Origin of the sequence: Amycolatopsis sp. NPDC051371 (assembly GCF_040682155.1) — a bacterium.
Classification (GTDB): domain Bacteria; phylum Actinomycetota; class Actinomycetes; order Mycobacteriales; family Pseudonocardiaceae; genus Amycolatopsis.
The window spans coordinates 28,681-50,196 of sequence record NZ_JBFBAG010000060.1 but is presented as its reverse complement, the minus strand read 5'-3'; the positions used below and the strand labels follow the sequence as shown (position 1 = coordinate 50,196).

The 21,516-nt window shown below is 70.7% G+C and carries 18 protein-coding genes; 12 read left to right on the top strand and 6 right to left on the bottom strand.

The features are described 5' to 3' along the window. Positions 1 to 56: 56 nt before the first annotated feature. Genes AB0M59_RS46310 through AB0M59_RS46280 form a run of 7 tightly spaced genes read left to right on the top strand, consistent with a single transcriptional unit; the run spans position 57 to position 6,896 of the window. Entirely contained in the window at positions 57 to 1,442 is a 1,386-nt protein-coding gene (locus tag AB0M59_RS46310; protein ID WP_364628443.1) for a Xaa-Pro peptidase family protein, read from the top strand. Next, on the top strand, positions 1,439 to 2,503 hold the full coding sequence (locus tag AB0M59_RS46305) for a thiamine pyrophosphate-dependent dehydrogenase E1 component subunit alpha (protein WP_364628441.1): 1,065 nt from the start codon (positions 1,439 to 1,441) through the stop codon (positions 2,501 to 2,503). Before AB0M59_RS46310 ends, AB0M59_RS46305 begins: the two co-directional genes overlap by 4 nt. Next, entirely contained in the window at positions 2,491 to 3,465 is a 975-nt protein-coding gene (locus AB0M59_RS46300; RefSeq protein ID WP_364628439.1) for an alpha-ketoacid dehydrogenase subunit beta, read from the top strand. The genes AB0M59_RS46305 and AB0M59_RS46300 overlap by 13 nt, the downstream gene beginning before the upstream one ends. Next, the gene (locus AB0M59_RS46295; protein ID WP_364628437.1) at positions 3,462 to 4,025 is read left to right on the top strand and encodes a hypothetical protein; all 564 of its coding nucleotides are present in this window, start codon (positions 3,462 to 3,464) and stop codon (positions 4,023 to 4,025) included. The genes AB0M59_RS46300 and AB0M59_RS46295 overlap by 4 nt, the downstream gene beginning before the upstream one ends. Then, the gene (locus AB0M59_RS46290) at positions 4,022 to 5,002 is read left to right on the top strand and encodes a zinc-binding dehydrogenase (RefSeq protein ID WP_364628435.1); all 981 of its coding nucleotides are present in this window, start codon (positions 4,022 to 4,024) and stop codon (positions 5,000 to 5,002) included. The genes AB0M59_RS46295 and AB0M59_RS46290 overlap by 4 nt, the downstream gene beginning before the upstream one ends. Beyond that, on the top strand, positions 4,999 to 6,045 hold the full coding sequence (locus tag AB0M59_RS46285; protein ID WP_364628433.1) for an alcohol dehydrogenase catalytic domain-containing protein: 1,047 nt from the start codon (positions 4,999 to 5,001) through the stop codon (positions 6,043 to 6,045). The genes AB0M59_RS46290 and AB0M59_RS46285 overlap by 4 nt, the downstream gene beginning before the upstream one ends. Continuing rightward, a complete protein-coding gene (locus AB0M59_RS46280) occupies positions 6,042 to 6,896 on the top strand; it encodes an NAD(P)-dependent oxidoreductase (RefSeq protein WP_364628431.1) in 855 nt (284 codons plus the stop codon). The genes AB0M59_RS46285 and AB0M59_RS46280 overlap by 4 nt, the downstream gene beginning before the upstream one ends. A 26-nt stretch (positions 6,897 to 6,922) precedes the next feature. Here the strand turns inward: AB0M59_RS46280 and AB0M59_RS46275 are convergent, their stop codons facing one another. Then, positions 6,923 to 8,563 carry an FAD-dependent oxidoreductase gene (locus AB0M59_RS46275; protein WP_364628429.1) on the bottom strand — a complete coding sequence of 547 codons (1,641 nt, stop codon included), beginning with the start codon at positions 8,561 to 8,563 and terminating at the stop codon, positions 6,923 to 6,925. Between the two features lie 110 nt (positions 8,564 to 8,673). Here AB0M59_RS46275 and AB0M59_RS46270 point away from each other — a divergent pair, with 110 nt between their 5' ends. Further along, positions 8,674 to 10,368, top strand: a complete 1,695-nt coding sequence (locus AB0M59_RS46270; protein ID WP_364628427.1) for a helix-turn-helix domain-containing protein — start codon at positions 8,674 to 8,676, stop codon at positions 10,366 to 10,368. Between the two features lie 204 nt (positions 10,369 to 10,572). Here the strand turns inward: AB0M59_RS46270 and AB0M59_RS46265 are convergent, their stop codons facing one another. Then, positions 10,573 to 12,717 (bottom strand): PQQ-binding-like beta-propeller repeat protein, encoded by a 2,145-nt coding sequence (locus tag AB0M59_RS46265; protein WP_364628425.1) that lies wholly within the window; start codon positions 12,715 to 12,717, stop codon positions 10,573 to 10,575. Between the two features lie 373 nt (positions 12,718 to 13,090). On the opposite strand from AB0M59_RS46265, the gene pqqC reads away from it, so the two are divergent. Genes pqqC through AB0M59_RS46245 form a run of 4 tightly spaced genes read left to right on the top strand, consistent with a single transcriptional unit; the run spans position 13,091 to position 17,044 of the window. Then, positions 13,091 to 13,780, top strand: a complete 690-nt coding sequence (pqqC, locus tag AB0M59_RS46260; RefSeq protein WP_364628423.1) for a pyrroloquinoline-quinone synthase PqqC — start codon at positions 13,091 to 13,093, stop codon at positions 13,778 to 13,780. Next, positions 13,777 to 15,162, top strand: coding sequence for a pyrroloquinoline quinone biosynthesis protein PqqE (pqqE, locus tag AB0M59_RS46255; protein WP_364628421.1), 1,386 nt, complete (start codon positions 13,777 to 13,779; stop codon positions 15,160 to 15,162). The genes pqqC and pqqE overlap by 4 nt, the downstream gene beginning before the upstream one ends. Beyond that, on the top strand, positions 15,159 to 16,019 hold the full coding sequence (locus tag AB0M59_RS46250) for an MBL fold metallo-hydrolase (protein ID WP_364628420.1): 861 nt from the start codon (positions 15,159 to 15,161) through the stop codon (positions 16,017 to 16,019). The genes pqqE and AB0M59_RS46250 overlap by 4 nt, the downstream gene beginning before the upstream one ends. A 59-nt stretch (positions 16,020 to 16,078) precedes the next feature. Then, on the top strand, positions 16,079 to 17,044 hold the full coding sequence (locus AB0M59_RS46245) for a ThuA domain-containing protein (protein WP_364628418.1): 966 nt from the start codon (positions 16,079 to 16,081) through the stop codon (positions 17,042 to 17,044). A 71-nt stretch (positions 17,045 to 17,115) separates the two neighbouring features. On the opposite strand, the gene AB0M59_RS46240 is transcribed toward AB0M59_RS46245, so the two are convergent. From AB0M59_RS46240 to AB0M59_RS46225, 4 genes are all read right to left on the bottom strand, one after another. Then, positions 17,116 to 17,712, bottom strand: a complete 597-nt coding sequence (locus AB0M59_RS46240; RefSeq protein ID WP_364628416.1) for a hypothetical protein — start codon at positions 17,710 to 17,712, stop codon at positions 17,116 to 17,118. Between the two features lie 217 nt (positions 17,713 to 17,929). Further along, complete coding sequence (locus AB0M59_RS46235) at positions 17,930 to 18,655, bottom strand: ABC transporter ATP-binding protein (protein WP_364628414.1); 726 nt, start codon at positions 18,653 to 18,655, stop codon at positions 17,930 to 17,932. Further along, positions 18,652 to 20,472 (bottom strand): branched-chain amino acid ABC transporter ATP-binding protein/permease, encoded by a 1,821-nt coding sequence (locus AB0M59_RS46230; RefSeq protein ID WP_364628413.1) that lies wholly within the window; start codon positions 20,470 to 20,472, stop codon positions 18,652 to 18,654. Before AB0M59_RS46230 ends, AB0M59_RS46235 begins: the two co-directional genes overlap by 4 nt. 68 nt (positions 20,473 to 20,540) lie before the next feature. Continuing rightward, positions 20,541 to 21,410, bottom strand: coding sequence for a branched-chain amino acid ABC transporter permease (locus tag AB0M59_RS46225; RefSeq protein WP_364628411.1), 870 nt, complete (start codon positions 21,408 to 21,410; stop codon positions 20,541 to 20,543). Positions 21,411 to 21,516: the final 106 nt, after the last annotated feature.

The following is a 21,516-nucleotide window of genomic DNA, read 5'->3' as shown; positions in this document are numbered from 1 at the left end:
GCGGGTCCGCACCCCTCATCGACTTCGGCGGTTCCCGCCGCAGGAAAGGAAAGCACATGCCGATCGCCACCTTCGGGACGAACGCCGTCGACTGGGAGACCCGGATCGACTTCGACCGCCTGCGCACGCAGCGGCTGCAGCGCCTGCGCGACCAGCTCGACAAGTCGAGCCTCGGCGCCGTCCTCGCGTTCGACTTCACGAACATCCGCTACATGTCCGCCACCCACATCGGCACCTGGGCGATGGACAAGCTCATCCGGTTCGCGCTGCTGACCCGCGCCACCGACCCCATCGTGTGGGACTTCGGCTCGGCGGCCAAGCACCACCAGCTGTACAACCCGTGGCTGGCCACCACCACCGCGGAGGCCGATGCCGACCCGCACGCGCCGCACCACGGCGCCGTCCGGCCGAGGACCGAGTCCGGGGCCCGCGCCGGGATCTCCACGCTGCGCGGCGCGTTCCACCCCGACGCCGGCATCGCCGACGCGGTGGCCGCCAAGATCAAGCGGGAGCTGGAGAAGTTCGGCCTGCTGGGCGAACCGCTCGGCGTCGACGTGATCGAGCTGCCGATCCTGGCCGCCCTGCAGCGCGCGGGCGTCACCGTCACCGACGGGCAGCAGGTGTTCATGGAGGCCCGGCGAGTCAAGACGGCCGACGAGATCTCGCTGCTCACCCAGGCCTGTTCCATGGTCGACGCGGCCTACGACGACCTGTACCGGTTCCTGCGTCCCGGGGTCCGGGAGAACGAGTGTGTGGGACTCGTGTCGAAGTCTCTCTACGACCTCGGTTCGGAGTACGTCGAAGGCGTCAACGCGATCTCCGGCGAGCGGTGCTCGCCGCACCCGCACGTGTTCTCCGACCGGCTGATCCGCCCCGGCGACCCCGCGTTCTTCGACATCCTGCACAGCTACCAGGGCTACCGCACCTGTTACTACCGCACGTTCGCGGTCGGCTCGGCCAGCAGCGCCCAGCGCGACGCCTACGTCCGGGCGCGCGAATACATGGACCGCGCCATCGCGCTCGTCCGTCCGGGGGCCACGACCGCGGACATCGTGTCGGTGTGGCCGACCGCCCGGGAGTTCGGTTTCCCCGACGAAGAAGCCGCGTTCGGCCTCCAGTACGGCCACGGCGTCGGACTGTCCATCTGGGAGAAGCCGATCTTCTCCCGGCTCGTCTCGCTGGAGCATCCGGAGACCCTCGAAGTCGGGAACGTCTTCGCGCTCGAGACGTACTGGCCCTCGGCCGACGGCATCGGCGCGGCGCGGATCGAGGAGGAGCTGGTGGTGACCCCGGACGGCTGCGAGGTGATCACCAAGTTCCCGGCCGAGGAGCTGCTGATCGCCGGACCGCGCTACATCGCCGTGAACGGCGTCCTGCCGACCGCGCGCGAAGCGCAATCGCACCTGAACACCGCCGCCGGCCGCGGGGAGGACCTCGCATGACGCTGCCGCTGCAGCAACACCCCTACGGCGAGCACCCCGTGGTGCTCCCGCCGCTGGAGAACCGCGACCTGGACCACGCCGACATCGCGCCGGAAACCCGCCGTGCGCTGTATCGGCGGCTGCAAGAGCTGCGCCAGTTCGAAAAGCGCGCCTACGACCTGTTCATGCGCAACCTGGTCAAGGGTACGAGCCACCTGTCGCTGGGCATGGAGGCGATCTCGGCCGGGTTCGGCGAGGCGATGCGAGCCGACGACTACACGTTCGCCACCTACCGCGGCCACGCCCACACGCTCTCCCGCGGCGTCCCGATGGCACCCGTGCTCGCCGAGCTGATGGGCCGCTCCACCGGCCTGCTCGGCGGCAAGGGCGGCTCGATGCACCTGACCAGCGTCGAGCACGGCATGCTCGGCTCGTACGCGATCATCGGCGCGCACCTGGTGATCGCCAACGGCGCCGCGCTGTCGGCGCAACTGCGCGGCAGCGGCCAGGTCGCGGTGTGCTTCTTCGGCGACGGCACCACGAACATCGGTGCCTTCCACGAGGCCCTGAACTTCGCCGCGGTGTTCTCGCTGCCGATCGTGTTCGTCTGCGAGAACAACCTCTACATGGAGTACACCGCGATCGCCGACATCACGGCCGTCGCGCGCCCCGCGGCCGATCGCGCGGCGGCTTACGGGCTCGAGGCGCGCACGGTGGACGGCAACGACGTCGACGCCGTCTACCTGTCCGCGCGGGAGCTGCTCTCGCACGCGCGGTCGGGGGAGGGCCCGTGCCTGCTGGAGGCGACGACCTACCGGCACGGTGGCCACTCCCGGGCCGACCCGGGGAAGTACCGACCGGACAAGGAAGTGCGGGCGTGGCTCGACTACGACCCGATCACCCTGTACCGCGACCGGCTCACCCGCGTCGGCGTGCCGGAGTCCGAACTGGACACCATCGACACGGAGGTCGCTGCCGCGGTCGACAAGGCGACCGAGACCGCGCAGAACGGCCCCGAGCCCGACGGCTCGGCGGCCCTGACGGACGTGTGGGCCGACGGAGGATCGTCATGGCGGAACTGACCTATCGCGCGGCCGTCGCCCGCGGCATCGCGCAGGAGATGCGCCGCGACGAGCGGGTGCTGCTGCTCGGTGAAGACATCGCCGGCGCGGGCGGTGTCTTCAAGACCACGCCCGGCCTGCTCGACGAGTTCGGCCCGCGGCGGGTGATCGACACCCCGATCGCCGAGCAGGCCATCCTCGGCGCGGCGATGGGCGCCGCGATGACGGGGCTGCGGCCGGTCGCCGAGATCATGTTCTCCGACTTCTTCGCCGTCGCCTGGGACATCGTGGTGAACCAGATCGCGAAGACCCGGTACATGACCAACGGCCAGGTGACGCTGCCGCTGGTGATCAAGACCGGCAACGGCGGCAACCTGCGGTTCGGCGCCCAGCACTCGCAGTCGATCGAGAACTGGGCGATGGCCGTGCCCGGCCTGAAGGTCGTCACGCCGTCGAACCCGCGGGACGTCGTCGGGCTGATGGCCGCGGCCGTGCGCTCGGAGGACCCGGTGCTCTTCTTCGAGCACAAGGGCATGTACGCGAGCAAGGGCGACGTGCCCGATGGGGAGATCGTCGACAGCCTCGGGACCTGCGCGATCCGGCGGCCCGGGACGGACGCCACCGTGCTCGCGCTGGGGCTCATGGTGCCCCGCGCCGTCGAGGCGGCCGAGGCGCTGGCCCACGAGGGGATCGACCTCGAAGTGATCGACGTGCGGTCGCTCGTCCCGCTCGACACCCGCACGATCCTGGGTTCGGTGGCGCGCACGGGCCGGTTGTTCACCGTGGAAGAGAACCCGCAGCTGCTCGGCTGGGGCGCGGAAATCGTGTCCCTCGCGGCCGACGAGGTGTTCTGGGACCTCGACGCGCCGCCGGTGCGCATCACGTCCCCGCACGTGCCGCTGCCGTCGGCCGCGGCGCTGGAGGACTCGGTGATCCCCAGCGTCGACCGCATCGTGCAGACGATCCGCAAGAGGCTCGGATGAGCGTGACGACGCCGTACCCCCGGCCGGCCACGCCGCGTGGCGGCCCGTGGTCCCCGGCCGTGCGCCGGCTGCTGCACGAGCGGCGCGTCGACCCGGCCCGGTTCGACATCGGCCCGCACCGGCTCACCCTCCGGATCTTGACCGCGCTGCTGGACGCGCGGCCCGCCACGGCCGAACCTGCGGCGCCGGCGGCCGTGCACCAAGCCGCGGCCGTCGTTCCCGACGTCCCGCCGGACCGCCTGGCGGCACTGCTCGACGACGCCGTGGCGCGGGTCTGGTCCGACGCCGGCCTCGGATCGTTGCCGCGGCTCGTGGTCGGGTCGGTGCCGGGAGTCCGGACCGTCCCGGTCGCGGCGCCCGGCGAGAGCGTGCTCGCCGCCGGTGTGCCCGCCCTCGACGTCGTGCCCGTGCGCCTCGCCGACGGCGAACCGGCGCTGGCCTGGCGGACCCGCGTGCCGTTGACGCTGACCGCGCCCGCCGAGCTGGACGGTGCCGCCCTGCTGCGGGCGATCGCCGACCAGCTGGCCACTCCACCCGACGAAAGGGGAGTTCGACCATGAAAGCCCTGAGGTTCACCGCCGCGGACACCCTGTCCGTCGACGACCTGGAGGTGCCGCGGATCGCCCCCGACGAGGTGCTCGTCGCGGCCCGGTCGGTCGGCATCTGCCACTCCGATATCGAACTGCTCGAAGGCCGCTACATCATCCCGTTCAGCTACCCGATCATCCCGGGCCACGAGTGGGCGGGCGAGGTCGCCGAGACCGGCGCCGCGGTGACGGACCTGGCCGTGGGCGACCGCGTCGTGGGCGAGTGCGTCATCGGCGACGACCACTTCGGCTTCTCGGTGAGCGGAGCCGCCGCGGAGTTCTTCGTGGCCAAGCCCGCCTGGCTGCACCGGCTGCCCGACTCCTTGTCCTTCACCGACGGTGCGCTCGTCGAACCGTTCAGCTGCGGGTACAACGCGCTCGTGAAGGCGGGCAACGTCAACGCGAGCGACACCGTGGTGGTGTTCGGGGCCGGCCCGATCGGCCTCGGCGTCACGGCCGGTGCCGCGGCGCTGGGCGCGCGCACCATCACGGTCGAGCCGGCGGCCGGGCGCGGTGAGGCGGCACGGAAGCTGGGTGCCGAACTGGTCCTCGACCCGTCCGCGGCACCCATCGCCGAGCAGGTGGCCGAGGCGACCGGCGGCACGGGCGGCACCGTGGTGGTGGAGGCGACCGGCCGGACGGCGGTGATGGCCGACGCGCTCGAGGTCGCCGCCCACCGGGCGCGCATCGTCTACGTCGGCATCGACGTCGGGGGCAGCTCGCCGGCGAAGCTGGGCCTGCTGCAGTCCAAGGAACTGAGCGTCCGGGGCATCGCCGGGTCACCCGGGGTCTGGCCGGACACGCTCCGGTTCATGAACCGCGCCGGCATCGACCTCTCCGACCTGGTGACCAGCCGGTTCCCGGTCGAACGCGCGGCCGAGGCGATCGCCGCGTCCCGCGACACGGCGAAGAACATCAAGGTGCACCTCGAGTTCGGGGCGACCCGGTGAGCGAGACCATGCGCGCGGCCGTCTACCACGGCCAACGGGACGTCCGGATCGAAGAAGTGCCCGTGCCCCGGGCTCGCGACGGTGAGGTGTTGCTGGCCGTCCGGCGCAGCGGGATCTGCGGATCGGACGCCACCGAATGGGCCGCAGGTCCGAAGATGGTGCCGCTCACCCGGCGCCACCCCGGCAGCGGCCACCTCGGCCCGATGGTCCTCGGCCACGAGTTCGTCGGTGAGGTGGTCGAAAGCTCGAGCGGTTTCACGGCTGGAGAACTGGTGGCCTCCGGGGCCGGTGTCTCTTGTGGACGGTGTGACCGCTGCCGGGAGGGCCGCACCAACCTGTGCCGCGGGTACTACACGCTCGGGCTGAACGCGCCGGGCGGCCTCGCCGAGTACGTCGCGGCACCGGCGGGCACCCTCCGGCGGATCCCGGACGGGGTGTCCCTCGACCACGCCGGGCTGGCCCAGCCGCTCGCCGTCGGCCTGCACGCCGCGCGGAGGGCGGGTGTCCGGCCCGGCGACTCCGTGGTCGTCATCGGCGCCGGTGCCATCGGCTCGTTCGTCCTCGCCGGGCTGCGGCACCTGGGCGACGCCGAGGTCACGGTGATCGACTTCGCCGGCGACAAGCTGGAGCGCGCGAAGCGGCTGGGTGCGGCGCGCACGGTCGACGCCGCCGACGACGTCGTCGAGGCGGTGCGCGGCGCCGACGTGGTGATCGAGGCGAGCGGCGCGCCCGGGCAGTTCGAGAACGCGGTCCGGATGGTCACCGACGGCGGCCGGGTGCTGGCCGTCGGGTTGCCCAAGCAGGCTCCGACGGTCGACCTGTTCGGTCTGGTCCTGCGGGAGATCACCGTCGAGTCCACCGTCGCGCACGTGTGCGGCGAAGACCTCGCCCCGGCCCTGGACATCCTCGCGGCCGGAGTGCTCGGCGGCGAGCTGCTCGACTCCGTGATCGGGCTGGACGAGCTCACCGATCACGGCCTCGCCCGGCTGGCCGCCGGGGAAGTGGACGGCAAGGTTCTCATCGATCCCGGGAGGCGCTCATGAAGGTCGCGGTGCTGGGACTGGGCGCGATGGGCTCGCAGCTGCTGCTGCGCCTGATCGACGAGGGCGTGGACGTCACCGGCTGGAACCGCGACGGCCGGCGGGCGGAGCGGGCGGGGATCCCCGCGCGGTGCGTCGCGGCTTCGGCTCGGGAGGCGGTGACCGGTGCCCAGGTGGTGATCACCATGCTCGCCGACGGCCCGGCCGTGCGCGCGGTCCTCGGCGACGTCGCCGGCGTGCTCGACGAGGGCACGCTGGTGCTCGACATGAGCACGTCCGGCCCCGGGATCTCCCGCGAGGTGGCGGAAACGCTGGCCGGGCGGCGGATCCGGTTCGCCGAGGCACCCGTGTCGGGCTCGGTCGGCGCGGCCCGCGCCGGGACGTTGACGGTACTGTTCGGGGGCGCCGCGGAAGACCTCTCCGCGGCGGAACCGGTCCTGCGCCACCTGGGCAAGAAGACGATCCCCCTGGGACCCGTGGGAGCCGCGTCGACGTTCAAGCTCTGCCTCAACGCGCTGCTGCACACCTTCAACGCCACCCTCGCCGAGGTGCTGGGTGCCGCGGCGCGCGCGGGCATCGACCCGCACACGGCGTACGACACGATCGGCGAATCCGTGATGGCCGCGCCCTTCGTGCACTACAAGCGGGACGCCTTCCTCGCGGAGAGCCTGCCCCCGGTGGCTTTCGCCGTCGATCTGGTGCGCAAGGACCTGGAGCTGTTCCTCGACGCGGTCGCCGACCCGGGACGCGACGCCCCGACGGTCGGTACAGCCGCCGGTGTCGTACGGCGGGCCCAGGAAGCGGGCCTCGGCCCGGAGGACATGGCCACCCTCGCGCGGCTGTACCGGCCGTGACACCGGCGGCTGCCGGGGAAGGCCGGTCAGGCCAGGTCGACAGCGTGCGCGGCCCGGTAGGCGAACGCGATGATCGGCCCGAGGGTCGCACCACCCGCCCAGTAAGCGCGCCCCGACGCCGACGCCACGCAGTTGCCGACACCGTAGAGGCCGGGGATCGGGGCGCCGAGGTCGTCCAGCACCCGCCCGTCCTGGTCGGTGCGCGGGCCGCCTTTGGTGTCCAGGGTGCCGCCCGTGACCAAGGCGGCGTAGTACGGCCCGGAGGTGCTGATCGGCCACATGGTCGGGTTGGCCCGGCCGGGCTCGTCCTTCACCGGGCCGTTGAACACCAGCTGGATCGCGGTCTCTCCACGGGCGAAGTCTTCGTCCTTGCCCTTCGCCGCGAATGTGTTGAACCGGTCGATCGTCCCCGGCAGGTTCGCGGCGAAGTCGTCGGCGATGGTGAAGCCGCCGGTCTCGGCGGCGAGGGACGCGAGCCGCTCGCGGATCTTCGTGGTGAGTTCGTCGAGGGTCGGCGCCTCGAGCACGTGCGAGCCGTCGACGCCCGCCGGGACGATCAGGCGGCCGTACTCGTCACTGGCGGAGTGGTCCTGGCTGCGCTGGTCCCAGAGCTGGACGAGCACCAGGTTCGGGTAGCTCCCGGTGGCCGGGTCCCAGCGGAAGAACGTCCGCGCGGCCTCGTTGTAGGGCAGCTTCTCGTTGGCCACGCGCTCGCCGTGCCGGTTCACGAAGATCATCGAGTCGCCGGCCACCGAGAACATGCCGACCAGGTCGGGCCGCCCGACCTTCTCCAGCGGCACCGGGCACATCCAGGCGTGGTTCATGGTGCCGAGCTGCGTGCCCAGCGTCGAGGCGATGCGCAGGAAGTCGCCCTCGTTGGTGATCGCCGCGCACCCCGGGTAGGCCGGCACACCGAGGTGCTCGCGGCGCAACTGGTCGTCGTGGGTGAAGCCGCCGGTCGCGAAGACGACGCCTTTGCGCGCGAGCACTCGTACGGTGGTCCCGTCCGCGGTCGTGGCCTCGACCCCGGCGACGCGGTCGCCGTCGAGGACGAGCCGCTGGACCCGGTGTCCCGTGCGCACGTCGACGCCGTCGCGCTCGGCCGCTCCGGACATCTGCGCCACCGCGCACGCACCGCCGTCGGACATCGACTCCCGCGCGTCCGAGGGCACCAGCACGCGGCCGGTCGGCGCCTTGTCCTCCGGCAGCTCCGACCAGTAGTCCGGCACGTCCGGGCAATGCCGGTAGGTCAGCGCTCCGCGCTCGGCGAGCAGCTCGGCGGCGGGGCTCGCGCTCGTGTGGATGGCGCGCACCATGCCGGCTTCCCACTCCGTCAGACCGGCCGTCGGGCTGCTCGGGTCGTACCGGGTCGGCTGGGAGAGGCGCGCGACGTAGCGGAGGAAGTCCTCGAACCGGTCCTCGATGCCGAGTGCGCGCATGGGCTCGTTGTCCGGCACCCAGTACCAGAACGCGGCCTTGCGGGCCGTGCCGCCGAGCTCGGGCGCCTTCTCCAGCAGGACCACCTCGTTGCCGAGCCACCGGCTGAACAGCGCCGTGGGCAGGCCGCCCCCGCCGCCGCCCACCACGACCACATCGGTTTCGACGTCCGCGGACGTGAGGGGCGCGGGCCGGGCGCTCTCCCGGCGGGCTACGGAATCTGTCGTCATGCACTCACCTTGACGAGCCGGCGCCGCGCGCGGTTGTCTCACAATGAGACAACCGGGCCGGCCGGCCGGGTGCGGAACGCAGTCCGGTGACCACAATGGAGTGACAACGGATGGCTTACGAGATCGAAACACGGGACGGGGTCGCCCGCCTGCGTCACGCCAGGGAACTCTTCCTGACCGACCGGCGGCTGCCGGAAGACCTGCCCGCGTGGCTGTCCGCGGCGTGGCGCCGGTCGTGTTTCGCCGAGCTGGACGTCACCCGCGACCACGTGCCCGCCGTTCCCGTCTCGCTGGAGACCCCGCTGGTCCGCGCCGCGACCCCGGTGCTGGCCAAGCTCGCCGGCGACCTGGCCGGGCTCGGCGCCGCGCTGGTGCTCAGCGACCGGCACGCCCGCGTCGTCGGCTGCTGGGCCGACGAGGAAGCAGTCGGTGCCCACCTCTCCCGGATCGACACCCGCCTGGGGACTGACCTGTCGGAGCGCTCCACCGGGACCAACGGGATCAGTCACGTCCTGGACACGGGCGGCCCGTGCGTGATCGGTGGGCCCGAGCACCTTTTCGAGCTGTACCAGAACACCGTGTGCGCGGGCGCCCCCGTCACCGACCCGGTCACCCGCAAGGTCGTCGGCGCGGTCGCGGTGGTGTGCGAACTCGACGCGCCGCTGCGAGTGCTGCACGCGATCACGACCACGGCGACCGGGGCGATCGAGCGCGAGCTGGTGCACACCGCGTCGGCGCACGAACACCGCCTGCTCGAGGCCTACCTGCGAGCCGGACCCGGCCGGTACCCGATCGCCGTGCTGGACGGCCGGACCAGGCTCGTCAGCGACGCCGCCGCGGCGTTGTTGCGGCCCCGCGACATCGACACCTTGGAGTCCTACGCGATCGAGGCGGCGAGGGACGGCGCACTGCCCACGACCGAACTGATCTTGGACGACGGGGTGAAGGTCCACCTCCACCCCGCGATACCAGGTGACAGCGGGGCCGTACTGGTCGTCGTCGAGCCACCACAGCCGCGTGCGGAACGCCGGCGCGCCAGGCTTTCGCTCTTCGCGGACGCGGGGTTGTCCGGCAGTTCGCCGGCCTGGCGCTCGCTGGAGCGGTCCGTGGCGCGGGCGGGCGCCCGGCCGATGGTGCTGCTCGGCGAACCGGGGGTGGGCAAGGCCGGCGTCGCTCGAGCGGTGCTCGGCGATCCCGTCGTCCTCGACGCGGCGGACGACGACGCCTGGCTGGCGCAGGTCGGGGAGACGCTCTCGCGGCCCGCTGTGCTGTTGTGTCACGTCGAACGCCTGTGCCGGAGCCGAGCCGCCCGGCTCGCCACCCTCCTCGCGGCGGAGCATCGCGCGCGGGTGATCGCGACGTTCACCACCGGCACGCGTTCGGTCTGCGCGGAAGTGCTGCGCACCGGCTGGTCGCCGGTCGAGATCCTGGTGCCGAGCCTCCGTGAGCGGACGGCCGACATCCCCGAGCTCGCACGGCGGTTCGGCGGTGGCGTGCACCTCACGCAGGACGCGCGGGCGACCCTGCAGCGACACGACTGGCCCGGCAACCTCGCCGAGTTGAAGGCCGTGATCGTGTCGGCGCGAGCGGAGGCCGCCGGACCGACCGTCAGCGCGCGCCACCTGCCGGGACGGCTGCGCGCATCCCCAGCACACCCGCGCCTGACGGAGCTGGAAAAGGTCGAGCGGCTGGCCATCTCCGACGCGTTGCTCACGGCGAACGGCAACCGTGTGCAGGCGGCAGCACTGCTCGGCATCGGCCGCGCGACGCTGTACCGCAAGCTGCGGCGTTACGGGCTTGAGTGACCGTGATGGGCCTCCACCGGGCGCCGCTCCCGGGCCGCGGCGGGCGCTACAGACAGCCGATGAATCCGCTGGCGATCGCCGCGATGCTCCAGCCGGCGCTGTCGTAGTCGACCTGGAGGTTCTCTTCGTTGACACCACCCCTCACGCCCGGACGGCGGCCGTTCCGGCTCGGAACGGCCGACGTCCGGCAGCGGGAGCGTGGCGTCAGGCCACGACGATCTTGCCGGTGTTCTGCGGGAAGATCGGGTCGTTGTAGAAGAACTCGCCCTTCTCCGTGAAGGTGTGTTTGAAAGACTGTCCCGGCATCAGGGTGCCGCTGTCGAACTCGTACTCGAAGAACGAGACCGCGCCGTGGGCGAAAACGTTGCCCTGCGGGTTCACGAACGTGATCTCCGTGCCCACCGGGACCGTCAGGTTCTGCGGCGACATCGCCGTCTGCGCCACCGTGTTCTCCGTCGCGCCGGGAGCACCCGCCGCGGTGTCCCAGATCCGGCCCAGGGTGACCGTGTTCTTGGCTGCGGCGGCCGTGACGGCGGCCGCGCGGATCTGGTTGCGCTTCGACGGGGGAGTGGGCGCCGATGCGGGTGCCACCTTGCCGCCGAGCTTGAACGCCCACAGGTGGTCGCCCTTGGGGATGTCGGGATACGGCAGTCCGTTCCCGCCCGCGAACACCGCGAGGTACTGCTCGCCGTCGATCTCGTAGCTGATCGGGCTGGTGTGCACGCCGGCGCCGCACTGGAACCGCCACAGCTCCTTCGCGTCGGTGTCGCTCATGGCGAGGAGGTTGCCGTCGGGGCCGCCTTGGAACATGACGCCGCCGTCGGTGGTGAGAATCCCGTTGCCGTGGGCCAGGGACCACTCGCTGTCCTTGCTCCACACCAGTTTGTTGGTACGCGGGTCGACCGCCGCGAGTCCGCCGGCGAAGTACTCGCCGTACGGGCGGGCGGTGTTGACGCGGCCGCCGGTGGTGTTGGAGTAGGCGGAGTTGATGAGCCCGTAGCCGACGTACACCCAGCCGGTGTTGGGGTTGAACGAGACGTGCGACCAGTCGGCGCCGCCGCCCGCGCCGGGGAAGATGATCGTCGCGCGGTCCCAGTGCGTCGCGAACAGGCCGCCGGTCGGATAGAAGGGCACCGGGCGCGTCGAGTTGTCCAGCCGCGGCTCCTGCGGGACGAACGGGTCACCCTCGGGGAACGGCTGGGTGGGCGAGGTCTTGTGCCGTGGGTCCTGCGGAACCGGACGTTCGGTGACGCCCTGGATCGGCTTGCCGTCGGTGCGGTCGAGGATGTAGTACATCCCGACCTTGCTGCCGTAGACCACGACCTTGCGCAGCTTGCCGTCGATGCGCAGGTCGATCAGGACCGGCGCCATGACGTTGTCGTAGTCCCAGATGTCGTGGTGCACGGACTGGAAGTGCCAGCGCCGCTTCCCGGTCTTCGCGTCGATCGCGACGATCGAGTTGGCGAACAGGTTGTCGCCGCCACGCGTCGAGCCGTTGGTCCGCGGGTAGGGGTTGCCGAACGTCCAGTAGACGAGCCCCAGCTCGGGGTCGACCGCGGGGTGGATCCACGGCACGGCACCGCCGGTCTTCCAGGACTCGCCTTCCCAGGTGTCGTTGCCGAACTGGCCCGGGCCCGGGGCGGCCCAGAACGTCCAGGCGATCTTGCCGGTGGCGGCGTCGAGGGCGTACGCACGACCGCGGGCGCCGGCGGTGCTGCCCTGCATGCCCACGTAGATGAGCCCGTCGGAGTAGACGACCGCGCCGGCGAGGCTGCCGGTGGTGCCGCCGCACTGGCCGTTCGCCGGGTCGCACGGCTCGGGCGTGCCCTGGGTCGGGTCCTCGGTCAGCAACTGGGTCTTCCAGACGACCGCGCCGGTCTTCTGGTCGAGTGCGTACAGGATGTTCGCGCCCGAGGTCGAGAACACCTTGCCCTGTCCCAGGGCCACGCCGCGCATGTTGGTGGTTTCCGTGCCCAGGTTGGTCTTCCAACGAACCGCGCCGGTCCGGCCGTCGACGGCGAACACGTTCTGCTGCGTGGTCTGGACGTAGAGGACACCGTTCTGCGCGACGATCGTGCTCTGCTGGGCCCGGGAGGTGTCGCCGCCTTCGAGGTTGACGTGCCAGGCGCCGCCGAGCCGCTTCACCGTCTGCCGGTTGATCTGGTGCAGGGGCGTGTGGTTCTGGTTGCCGAGGTCCCCGCCCACCTTGGTGAAGTCCCGTCCCGGCTTGCCGAAGGCGTCAGGCTGGCGCGGGGTGTCCACCGTGGCCGCGGCGGCGGGCCGGCCCACGAGCACGGTCCCCGCCACGGCGGCTCCCGTCGCACCGGTCAGGAATTTGCGTCGATCCATCGGTTGAGCCCTCTCTTCGTTGAGGAAACGCGCGCTGCGACGAGATGATCCAGGCGGCTAATAGGTCCATCTAGTGGTACTCTTGGACCGCTCGACGGTTGAGTGTAAGACGGGACCGGGGGACCCACAAGAGTGTTCGCCTCTTGTTCGGCGCGCATCTGCCGGGGTACGGTCACGGAACGCTAGGCGGACCGATCGGACCGCTGAGCGGACCAGAGATCCGTGACTCGAAGAGGAGTGCCGGTATGCCCGCTGTTGTGGAAACCGTTGTGGCGCAAGGAGATGAGCGAGTACTCATCCCGTGGTCTGCGCCGGTCGTCGAGTGTTACGAGACACGTCCGGAGGTCACCGCGTACGCCGGCGAGAGCGAGCCGTGGCGAGCACGCTGAGCCGGGCGGAGCTGACCGACGCCCTGCTCCGCCTCGAGAAGCGCTACTGGGCCCACCACCCGTTCCACCTCCGGCTCCACGAAGGGGGGTGCACCCCGGCGGACCTGCGCCGGTGGGTCGCCAACCGCTGGTACTACCAGAAGTGCCTGCCGCAGAAGAACGCCGCGATCATCGCGGCGTGCCCGCTGCCCGAGGTCCGCCGCGTGTGGGTGGACCGCATCGTCTTCCACGACGGCGCGAACCCGGGCGAAGGTGGCATGGAACAGTGGCTGGGCCTGGCGGAAGCTGTCGGGCTGAGCAGGGCGGAGGTCCTCGACGAGCGGCACGTGCTGCCCGGCGTGCGGTTCGCCGTCGACGGGTACCTGCACTTCTGCCGCACCAAGCCGTGGATCGAAAGCGTCGCGGCCGCGTGCACGGAGCTGTTCTCGCCGGGGCACATGACCGATCGCGTGAACGCGTGGCGGGAGCACTACGACTGGATCCGGCCGGAGGGCTTCGCCTACTTCGACCGCCGGATCCCCGCGGCCCGCGAAGACAGCGCCCTGACGCTGCGCCTGGTGCTCGACCACTGCGTCACCGCGGACCAGCAGGAGGCCGCGATCCGGGCCCTGAACTTCAAGTGCGACGTGTTGTGGGCCGTGCTGGACGCGGTGGACTACGCGGGGGCGTCATGACCGTGACCGCCGAGAGCAGGCCCGGCCTGCGCCGCGGCGTGCGGCTGGAGTTCGACGCCGTCCGCGGCCGGCCGGCGCTGCTGTTCCCCGAAGGCGTGCTGCTGCTCAACAACACCGCGGCGGCCGTGCTGTCGCGGTGCGACACCCGCCGGTCGGTGGCGGAGATCGTCGAGGACCTCGCCACCGAGTACGCCGGCGTCGAGGCGGGCTCGGTGCTGCGGACGCTCGCGGACCTCGAAGACCGCGGGCTGGTGGGAGAGGCACCGGACGCCCGTCCGGCACCGAGGTTCCCGACGCCGGCAGGAGTACCGGAGCAGCGCCGCTCGCCGGTGCCCCTCGGGCTGCTCGCCGAGCTGACCTACCGCTGTCCCCTGCAGTGCACGTACTGCGCGAACCCGCTCAACCTCGCCGACTACCGGGACGAACTGGACACGGCCACCTGGCTGGACGTGATCGCCCAGGCCCGGGACCTCGGCGTCCTGCAGCTGCACCTGTCCGGCGGGGAACCCGGGCTGCGCCGCGACCTCGTCGACCTGGTCGCGGCCGCGAACCGGCTCGGCCTGTACACGAACCTCGTCACCAGCGGGATCTCCCTCAACGCGACGAGGATCAACGGGCTCGCCGAGGCCGGGCTCGACCACTTCCAGCTGTCCCTTCAAGACGCCGAAGCGGCTCCCGGGGACCGGGTCGCCGGGCGGGCGGCGCACGAACGCAAGCTCGTCGTCGCCGAGGCGGTCCGCGCCGCCGGGCTCCCGCTGACCATCAACGTCGTGCTGCACCGGGCGAACGTCGGGCACATCCCGGCGATCGCCGAGCTGGCCGACCGCTTGGGCGCGGACCGCCTGGAACTGGCCCACACCCAGTTCTACGGCTGGGCACTGCGCAACCGCGCCGCGCTCATGCCGACGCGCGAGCAGGTCGACCAGGCGGCCCGGGACGTCGCCGACGTGCGGAAGCGGTACGGGTTCGAGGTCGTGCACGTGGCCGCCGACTACTACGACCCGCGCCCGAAGCCGTGCAACTACGGCTGGGGCGCGCGGCAGCTGACCGTCACCCCCAACGGGCACGTGCTGCCCTGCCTGGCCGCGGAGACGTTGCCCGGCCTGGAGATCCCCTCGGTGCGGTCGGACTCCCTGGACCGGATCTGGCACGAGTCAAGCGCATTCCGGAAGTTCCGGGGCACGGACTGGCTGCCCGACCCGTGCACGAGCTGTGCGTTGAAGGAGATCGACTTCGGCGGCTGCCGTTGCCAGGCTTACCAGCTGACCGGCGACGCGACCGTGACCGACCCCGTCTGCGACCTGTCCGAGCACCACGACCTCGTACTGGACGGAATCGCCGAGCTGACGCCGGAACCCGCCGTACCCCGGCGGATGCCGTGAAGCTCCGCTTCCTCGGGACTGCGGCCGGCGGCGGGGCACCGCAGTGGAACTGCGGCTGCCCCGTCTGCGAAAGCGCCCGCGCCGCCGGGGTCTCGCGCACTCAGGACTGCGTCGCCGTCAGCGGGGACGGCACCGCGTGGTACCTCGTCAACGCCTCCGCGGACCTGCGCGCGCAGCTTCTGGCGACCCCGGAACTGCGTCCACCGCCGGGAACGCGGGACACCCCGGTCCGCGGAGTTCTGTTCACCAGCGCCGAACTCGACCACACCCTGGGTCTGCTCGGCCTGCGTGAGGCCGCCGCGCTGGACGTCTACGCGACCGCGTGTGTGCACGAGGCCCTGACGACCGCGTTCCCGCTCCAAGCCGTGCTGGCCGGCTACACCCGCGTCCACCGGCACGACGTCCGCGACGGCGAACCGATCGAACTGGCCGGTGGACTCCGGGTCACCGCGACCGTCCTCAGCGCCAAGCGGCCCCGGTACGCGAGCGCGTCGGCCGCGGGGAATTCGGTGTGCGCGTACCGCTTCGACGCCGACGGACGGTCCTTTGTCTACGCTCCGGGCCTCGCCATCTGGAGCCCCGAGTTCGAGAAAGCGATCGCCGGCGCCGACGTCGTCGCCCTCGACGGCACGTTCTTCACCGAAGACGAGATGGGCGCGACCCGCCCGGCGTCGGGCATGGGACACCTCGCCGTGCGCGAGCAGCTGCCGCTGATCGCGGCCCGCCCGGGTCCGCGCTTCTTGTTCACCCACCTCAACAACACGAACCCGCTCGTCCTCGCGGACGCACCGGAGTTGGCCGAAGTCACCGCCGCGGGTGCGGCCGTGGCCGCCGACCGCCTACTGATCGAGCTGTAGCTCGCCCTCCTCAACAGTCCCCGGGGCACCGCCGTGCCCGGAGAAAGGTCGGAACCACCATGAAGAGATCAACGACGTTGTTGACCATGTTCGGCAGCGCGGTGACCGCGGCGCTGACGACGGCCGCCATCATCGGGATGCCCGCGTCGGCACACGACGGAGGTCAGCAGGGCCCCCAGAACCTCGGCAGCCCCGACTACGGTGTCTGCCGCGGCCTCGACTCGCGGTGCTACCACAACTGGGGCAACTTCGACGTCAGCAAGGGCGTGAAGGTGCTCGTCTACTCGCGCACGGCGGGGCCGCGCCACGCGAACCTGGGCCCGGCGCTCGGCCCGGGCCTGAACCCGCCGCTGACCGCGGCGAACGTCGCGCAGAACGGGCTCATCGAACTCGGCAAGAAGAACGGCTTCGCCGTCGACTGGACCGAAGACGTCACCCAGCTGGCCAGCCCGAACACTCTGTTGAAGTACAACGCCGTCATCTTCATGAGCACCACGCGCGACGCCCTGGATGACTCGGCCCAGACGTCGTTGCGGCAGTACATCCGAGGCGGCGGCGGGTTCGTCGGCATCCACAACGCGTTCGGGACCGAGTACAACTGGCCGTGGTACGAGGGCCTGCTGGGCGGCGCGAACTACTACGACCACGGGCCCGCACAGGCCGGCGTGGTGCAGACGGTGGACCGCAACGACGTGTCGACGAAGAATCTGCCGAACCGCTGGGCGTTCACCGACGAGTGGTACAACCTGGTGCCGTTCCCGAGCAACGTCCGGTTCCTGGCGAAGGTGGACGAAAAGTCGCTCGCGAAAGGCGTGGAGGGATCGATGGGCCACCCCGGGCACGGGAACGACCACCCGGTCGCGTGGTGCCAGTACTACGACGGCGGCCGGTCGTGGGTGACCACGCTCGGCCACGAGAGCTGGGCGTTCACGAACACGTCCACTTCGGACGGTGCGGCGTACTTCCAGACGCTGATCGCGAACGGCATCAAGTCCGCGGCGGGAGCGGCTCCGTTCTGCCGTTGACCGAGACGTCCGGCCGGGAATTTCCGGCCGGACGTCACGCGTCTCAGTTCGCTGCGGAATCTCCGCAGGGCCTAGCTCTGTTTCACGATCTTGACCGACGCCAGCTCCCGACAGCCGGTGGGCAGGGCCGTGAACACGATGTCGCCTTCAGCGTTCGGTGTCGCCGTGTCGAGCGTGCCATCGCACGATGGATCGGTCAGTGTGACGACCAGCGTGAAAGCATGCCCGTTGTCGTCGGGCGTTGACGACCCGACCTGAGGGTCGAAAAAGCTCCACGCGTCGTTCGTGACCGGCACGGATTCCGCGGTGAGCAGGTAGTACTTGTGGTTGTCAGCGAAGTCGAAGATTCGCAGACGCTTCCCGTCGAGGTTCTGCGCTGTCCCTTTGAGTTGAACGCCTTTGTGTCCGATGACACCCTGCCCTGGCGTCGGATGCGTGATCGTGACTGATTCTGGTGAGGGGGATGGCGGCGGCGATGATGGCGTGCGCTGCGTCGAAGCGACGGTGGAGCTGCCGGTGTTCGCGGCCGGATCTTTCGAACTCGTGATGACCGCGGCTACGATGGTAGCGAGCGCAGCGATCACTGCAACGACAACGGCCACGACGGCTTGTGTGGAGTGGCTCTTCTTGTCCGATGTCTGGCTGCCTGAATCGTTGTCTGCGTTCACCTGGTCGTTCTCCTGGCTGTGTGCGCGGTCGGGAGGTTCGGCACTACAGTCGGTCGGCGGCTTGACTTGTTACGTGGTGAACGACGGACGTGATTGCGTCTATTTCCGGGTAGGAATTGGTCGTCCGTGAGTGGTTCTTCGCGAATCGTAGGAATCGATCGGTCCTACGCGGAACGCCCGGCCGTGCAATCCACGGCCGGGCGTTTCGCCGGAGGCCCTACAACCCGAGGTAGATCTGCCGCACCAAAGGATCGTGCGCCAGCTCGGCCGAACTCCCCGTCATCGCGATCCGCCCGTTCTCCATGACCACGCATGTCTCGGTCGCCTCGAACGTCAGCTTCGCGTTCTGCTCCACCAGCAGCAGTCCCAGCCCCGACGCCGACAGCCGCTGCAGCGTGCCGAGGATCTCCTCGACCAGCTTCGGCGACAGGCCCATCGACGGCTCGTCCAGCAGCACCAACCGCGGCTCGGACATCAGCGCACGCCCGATGGCGAGCATTTGCTGCTGGCCACCGGAAAGCGCCCCCGCCAGGCGGTGCTGCATCTCGCCGAGCACCGGGAACATCTCGTAGACCTCGGTCAGCTTCTCCCGCGTCTTGCCCTTCCACGAGCGAAGGTACGCGCCGAGCAGCAGGTTCTTCTCCACGGTCAACCCCGTGAACACGTGCCGGCCCTCGGGGACGTAGCCGATGCCGTGACGCACGATGTCCTTCGGTTTCACCTTGGTCAGGTCGCGGTCGCCGAGGCGGAGGGTCCCCACCTTGCGGGGGACCAGCCCCATCAGGGCCTTCAACGTCGACGTCTTGCCCGCGCCGTTGGCCCCGATGATGCCGAGGCAGCGGCCGGCGCCGACGGTGAACGACACGGAGTTGACCGCCTGGACCCCGCCGTAGTGCACGGCGAGGTCCTCGACGACCAGGTCGCCTGGGGTCGAGGGGTTCACGGCAGCGCCTCCGTCTCCACGGCTTCCACGACCTCGGCCGTGCTGAACGAGTCGCCGAGGTAAGCCTCGATGACCTCCGGCTGGACGGCGACCTCCGCCGGCGTGCCTTCGGCGATCACCCGGCCGCTCGCCAGCACCGTGACCCGGTCGCACAGGGACATGACCAGGCCCATGTTGTGCTCGATCAGCACCACCGTCACGCCGCTGTCGCGGATGGAGCGCACGATCTCCTGCAACTGGCCGACTTCCTGGCCGTTGAGACCTGCTGCCGGCTCGTCGAGGAGCAGCAAGCTGGGCGCGGCGGCCATCGCCCGGGCCAGTTCGACGCGGCGCTGGATGCCGTACGGCAGTGAGCGAGGGGCCGCGCCGGCGAAGTCGGTGAGGCCGAATCGCTCGAGCAACTCCGTCGCGGCGCGCCGGAGCCGGCGTTCCTGCCGCCAGATGCCGATCGGCCACACCACGTACTGCCAGGCCGAGCGCATCGGTGTGCGGTCGAGGGCGACCAGGAGGTTCTCCTCGACCGTCATCTGCCCGAACAGCCGCAGGTTCTGGAACGTCCGCGACATGCCCTGCTGGGACAGCTGGTGGGGGCGTTGCCCGATCAGCTGCCGGCCGCTGAAGCTCGCCGTGCCTCCGGTGGCCGTGTAGATGCCGCTGATCACGTTGAACAGCGTGGTCTTCCCGGAACCGTTGGGGCCGACGATGCCACGGATCTCGCCTGGCGCGACCGACAGCGTCACGCCGTCGAGGGCGCGGAGTCCCTTGAACTGCTTGGTGATCCCGGAGATCTCGAGCGAGCCCGAATCGGCTGTCTCCGTGGCCGGCTCGTAGGGGCGGAACTCCTTCAGCACGCCCGGTTTCCGATGCCGCCGTCGCTGGATCGCCGTCCGGATCCGCTGGGGGAGTCCGGCCAGGCCGGTGGGCGCGAAGACGACCATCAGCACCACGACGGACCCGTAGCCCAGCTGCGCGTAGACGGAGAAGTCGACCAGCGCCTCCCGCACCAGGGAGAGCACGACCGCGCCGATCACGCACCCGACGATGCTCTGCCGCCCGCCGATGATGACCATCGCCAGCAGCAGGAACATGTTGGCCACGCTGAACGACTCGGGCGCGATGTAGTGGATCAGCCCGGCGTACAGGACCCCGGCAGCGCCGCCGTACACGCTCGCGGTGAGGAACGCCGTCATCCGCAGCAGCGACACCGGAGCGCCGACCGCGCCCGCGGCGAGCGAGTCGTCGCGCATCGCCCGCAGCCGCCGGCCGAGCGCGGTGCGGACGAGGAACACGGCGAACCCGATGGCGAGCGCGAAGACGATCAGCTCGAAGTAGTAGTACAGGTACTCGTTGGTCAGGTCGATGCCGAACAGCGGCGGGGCCGGGATCCCGTTGATGCCCGACGCGCCGCCGGCGACCTGGGCGTTGGTGACCCAGTTGGTGAAGGCCAGCGCGAGCCCGAGGGTGACGATGCCGAGGTAGTGCGATTGGACCCGCAGGGCCGGGATGCCGACGAAGAGCCCGGCCAGGGCGGTGGCGAGCATCGCGAGCACGGCCGAGACCCAGAAACCGAGCCCGGACGCCGTCGTGAAGATGGCCAGGGCGTAGGAGCCGATGCCGAAGAAGGCGACCTGGGCGAGGTTGATCTGCCCGGCGACGCCCATCGCGAGCCCGAGGCCGACGGCCAGGAGCGCGAACACCACGGCGATGTTGACGACGTGGATGCCGTAGGTGTCCAGCCCGTAGGGCAGGAACCAGGCGGCGACGGCGATCGCGGCGACGGAGATCACCTTGATCGCGGTGGATTTGGAACCCGGCAAGGTTGCTTTTCGGGGGTTCCGGGTGGCGGAGCCCCCGGCCTGGGGCGAAGCCCCGGATGTCCCAGTGCTCATGCCCGGTTCACCGTCCGTTCGCCGAAGAACCCGGTCGGCCGGATCATGATGATGACCGTGAAGGCGAGGAACACCACCAGGTCCGAATAGCCTTGGAACTGGCCGGAGGCGTACGAGTCGAGCAGGCCGATGGCGAGTCCGCCCGCGATCGCGCCACCGATGTTGCCGAAGCCGCCGAGGATGGCCGCGGCGAACCCCTTGATGCCCAAGGTGCCCCCGAGCGTCGGACTGACGTAGAGCAGCGGCCCGACGAGCCCGCCGGCGAGGGCGGCGAGACCCGCGCCGATCGCGAACGCGATGGCGTTGCTGCGCCCGACGTGGATGCCGACCGCCGTCGCGGCCTCGTGGTCCATGGCCACCGCCTGCATCGCGGCGCCCCGCTTGGTGCGCTGGAGGAACAGCAGGAGCAGCACGGTCGCGACGGCCGCGATGCCCAGCACCACGAGGTTGTAGGTGCGGACGCGCACACCGAACAGGTCCAGGGGCCCCGTTTCCACGGGCGTCGGGACCGCGTGCCCGGTGGCTCCCCAGATGATCGTGGCCAGCGACTCCAGCACCACGCCGAAGCCGATCGTGCCGATCAGCATGAGGTCGAAGTCCTTGTTCTCCAAGGGCCGCAGGACACGCTCCATGACCAGCGCGATGAGCCCGGTCACCACCATCGCGACCACGATCGCGAGGATGAACGGAAGCCGTGACGACATGTAGAACGTCGAGGCCGCGTAAGCGCCGACCATGACCACCTGGCCGTGGGCGAAGTTCACCAGGCCCATGGTGCGGTAGACGATCGAGAAGCCCATCGCGACGAGGGCGTAGACGGCACCGAAACTGAGCCCGCCGACGAGGGTCTGGAGCAGAACTTGCATGGGGGTCCTTTCACCGGCGGGGGCCGCGCGGAACCGCGCGGTGGCCGTGCCGGGCATCGCCTCGGCGAGGCCGACGAAGTCGACGCTCAACGACGACCGCGGTCCC

Bases quoted from the DNA above. Each gene is read 5' to 3' on its own strand.
- AB0M59_RS46310 (WP_364628443.1), top strand. From the start codon at position 57: ATGCCGATCGCCACCTTCGGGACGAACGCCGTCGACTGGGAGACCCGG.
- AB0M59_RS46305 (WP_364628441.1), top strand. From the start codon at position 1,439: ATGACGCTGCCGCTGCAGCAACACCCCTACGGCGAGCACCCCGTGGTG.
- AB0M59_RS46300 (WP_364628439.1), top strand. From the start codon at position 2,491: ATGGCGGAACTGACCTATCGCGCGGCCGTCGCCCGCGGCATCGCGCAG.
- AB0M59_RS46295 (WP_364628437.1), top strand. From the start codon at position 3,462: ATGAGCGTGACGACGCCGTACCCCCGGCCGGCCACGCCGCGTGGCGGC.
- AB0M59_RS46290 (WP_364628435.1), top strand. From the start codon at position 4,022: ATGAAAGCCCTGAGGTTCACCGCCGCGGACACCCTGTCCGTCGACGAC.
- AB0M59_RS46280 (WP_364628431.1), top strand. From the start codon at position 6,042: ATGAAGGTCGCGGTGCTGGGACTGGGCGCGATGGGCTCGCAGCTGCTG.
- AB0M59_RS46275 (WP_364628429.1), bottom strand. From the start codon at position 8,563: ATGACGACAGATTCCGTAGCCCGCCGGGAGAGCGCCCGGCCCGCGCCC.
- AB0M59_RS46270 (WP_364628427.1), top strand. From the start codon at position 8,674: ATGGCTTACGAGATCGAAACACGGGACGGGGTCGCCCGCCTGCGTCAC.
- AB0M59_RS46265 (WP_364628425.1), bottom strand. From the start codon at position 12,717: ATGGATCGACGCAAATTCCTGACCGGTGCGACGGGAGCCGCCGTGGCG.
- pqqE (WP_364628421.1), top strand. From the start codon at position 13,777: ATGACCGTGACCGCCGAGAGCAGGCCCGGCCTGCGCCGCGGCGTGCGG.
- AB0M59_RS46245 (WP_364628418.1), top strand. From the start codon at position 16,079: ATGAAGAGATCAACGACGTTGTTGACCATGTTCGGCAGCGCGGTGACC.
- AB0M59_RS46225 (WP_364628411.1), bottom strand. From the start codon at position 21,410: ATGCAAGTTCTGCTCCAGACCCTCGTCGGCGGGCTCAGTTTCGGTGCC.